2 protein-coding genes and 1 pseudogene are annotated in these 2,556 nt (G+C 67.1%); all 3 read right to left on the bottom strand.

What is annotated here, in order from left to right; genetic code table 11:
• Positions 1–23 precede the first annotated feature (23 nt).
• Positions 24–1,103, bottom strand: coding sequence for a flavin-containing monooxygenase (locus tag ACFWPJ_RS30195; RefSeq protein ID WP_378856516.1), 1,080 nt, complete (start codon positions 1,101–1,103; stop codon positions 24–26).
• Positions 1,104–1,113: 10 nt separating this feature from the next.
• Positions 1,114–2,286, bottom strand: coding sequence for a hydroxymethylglutaryl-CoA synthase (locus ACFWPJ_RS30190; RefSeq protein WP_378856514.1), 1,173 nt, complete (start codon positions 2,284–2,286; stop codon positions 1,114–1,116).
• Positions 2,283–2,556: pseudogene (locus tag ACFWPJ_RS30185) on the bottom strand (hydroxymethylglutaryl-CoA reductase); the annotation flags it as partial. The pseudogene ACFWPJ_RS30185 and the gene ACFWPJ_RS30190, both read right to left, overlap by 4 nt.

Here is a 2,556-nt window from a genome sequence, read left to right as displayed (position 1 = left end):
CGGGTGTTTTGGTTGTTGGTGGGCTAATGGGCTCTGGGTACGCGGGTGGCCTGACTGTGGGGGTGTAATTCCTTTTCGGGGCGGTCATGGTACCCGATCGACCGGCCGCGCACCTCGGCGATCCCGTCGGTGACGAGATCGACGTTGTCACGATCGAGCGCACCGTAGAACTTGTTCGACACCAGCATGCGTTTGCAGCCGATACGGTGTGTGGGCAGCACCTTGCGTCGCAGCTCCGGGTCCCGGATCTCGATCCGCATCTTTGCCCGCCCGACCAATTCCAGCAGCAGGCCGGTCCTCGGGTATTTCGCCTGTGTCACCACGAACACTTCGCGGCTGAGGTAGATCAGCCCCCGGATCAGTCGCTGCAGGCCGGGTACATGTTTGAACGCGAAGCGCTCCGGCGCCAGGTATGGCCGATTCAGCTGCGGCATCACCCAGGTCGCGGTGCGCTGGTACACATCGAGGCGATCGACCTCGGGCGCGATCGACGGCACAATCTGCACCGCGGACGATCCGGTGCCGATGACGGCGACCTTCTTGCCCGCCAGACTCGCGTCGTGGTTCCAGCGCGCCGAGTGGAAGATCTCGCCCTCGAAACTCGAGATCCCCTTGATATCGGGAAGATTCGGTTCGGCAAGCACACCCGCCGCCGAGACCAGGAAGTCGGCCGTGAATCCGCCTTTGCTGGTGTCGATCTCCCACCGGCTCTCGGCGTCGCTCCAGCGCGCACCGGTCATCGTGCAATCGAAAAGGAGCTTGTCACGCACGCCGAATCGGTCGGCCACCCCCTGCAGGTACCGCTCGATCTCGGCCTGCGGCGAGAACGAGCGAGACCAGTCGGGGTTCAGGGCGAACGAGTACGAGTAGAGGTGGGACTGCACGTCACAGCCCGCGCCCGGGTAGGTGTTGTCCCGCCAGGTTCCACCCACGTCCGCGCCGCGCTCGACGACAAGAAAATCGGTCAGTCCGTGCTCGCTCAGCTGGATGGCCGTGCCGAGACCGGACAACCCGCTGCCGACGATCAGGACCTGGAAGTGGCGACGGGCCGCGTCGGCCGCCTGCCGGTCGGCCGCGGACGTCGAAGAATCGTTGTTGCTCATGTGGAGACCCTCAGCGAGATTCGTAGATGCGTTTGTGGCCGGAGACGGCGGCCAGCCGGTACGGGCGACGGGTTTCCTCCGGCATGGCGTGGTACGCGCCGTCGCTGGGCGAGGTGGCCTCGTGCAGCCGCAGGTAGTGGTCGTAGTCCAGCAGCTCCCTGGAGCTGATCGCGACCCGGTTCGCCTCGGTCCGCAGGTGCTCACGGTAACCGGGCTGCACTGTGCCGCTGAAGAATTCGGCGACGCTGCCCGATCCGTAGCTGATCATGGCCAGGGCCCGGCCGGTCAGGTCGCCCGCGTGATCGAGCAGCGATGCCAGGCCGAGGTAGAGCGAGGCGGTGTAGCTGTTGCCCACCGTGCGGTTGTAGCGGGTGGTGTCGCCGATCGCGGCCTCGATCGCGGCGGCGTCGACGGTGTGGCCCTGGCTCTCCAGCAGGTGGCGGTGCGCCTTGTAGGCCATCTTGGTGAAGGGCTGGTGGTAGCAGAACGCGGCGAACTCCGACAGGTCCCGCCCGCCCTGGCGGCGGTAGTCGGTCCAGGCCTCCTGGGCGGCCTTCTGGTAGGCGTTGACCGAGGTCTTGCCGTCGACGATGGCGGCGGTCCGGTAGTTGGGGCGCCAGAAGTCCATGATGTCGGCGCTGTAGAGCCCGGACTGCGGATCCAGTTGCAGGATGGCCGGATTCGCGCTGACGAGCATCGCGACGGCGGCCGCGCCCTGGGTCGGTTCGCCCGGGGTGTCGAGCTCGTACTTGGCGATGTCGGCGGCGATGACCAGCACCCGCTGCGACGGGTCGCGCGCGATCAGGCCCGCGGCGAACTGCAGGCCCGCCGTGCCGCCGTAGCACGCCTGCTTGAGCTCGACCACGCGCGCGGCGTTGGGCAGCCCGATCAGCGAATGCAGGTACAGCGCAGCGGCTTTGGACTGGTCGACACCGGTCTCGGTGGCCAGCAGCACGGTGCGGATATTGTCGGTGCCGTGGCGCTCGAGGATGGGCTGCGCGGCGGCCGCGGCGATGGTGACGATGTCCTCGTCGGCCGCGGCGACGCTCATCTTCTCCTGGCCGATGCCGAGGTAGAACTTGTCGCGATCCACCCCGAGCCTTTCGGCGAGGACGGCGTGGTCGAGGGCGTAGTGGGTGGTGGCGAACGACAGGTCGTGGATGCCGACCGGAGTTGTAGTCATAGCTGTGTTCCGTTGCTCGTGGTTGACCGCTCGAATTGGGTGTGGGCGCGCATCAATTCCCCGCGATTGGTCTGTGCGGCCATCAGCGACAGCTCGCCGCACAGCACGGTCGCCGCGGCGATGACGGCGAGGCGGCGGGCGTTCTCGCCGGGCTCGCGGTCGGCGCGGCAGCCGAGGCGCTCGAGGTTCTCGTCCACGAAACTCGCGTGTTTGCCGTTGCCGACGGTGCCGACGATGAGGTTGGGCCGCGGTGGCTTATACACAACTGAC

The organism is Nocardia sp. NPDC058497 (assembly GCF_042720195.1).
Classification (GTDB): domain Bacteria; phylum Actinomycetota; class Actinomycetes; order Mycobacteriales; family Mycobacteriaceae; genus Nocardia.
Note: the sequence above shows the minus strand (reverse complement) of the source record. Positions and strands in the feature narration are given on the sequence as shown.

Coding starts and splice junctions, on each gene's coding strand:
- ACFWPJ_RS30190 (WP_378856514.1), bottom strand. CDS start 2,286: ATGACTACAACTCCGGTCGGCATCCACGACCTGTCGTTCGCCACCACC.
- ACFWPJ_RS30195 (WP_378856516.1), bottom strand. CDS start 1,103: ATGAGCAACAACGATTCTTCGACGTCCGCGGCCGACCGGCAGGCGGCC.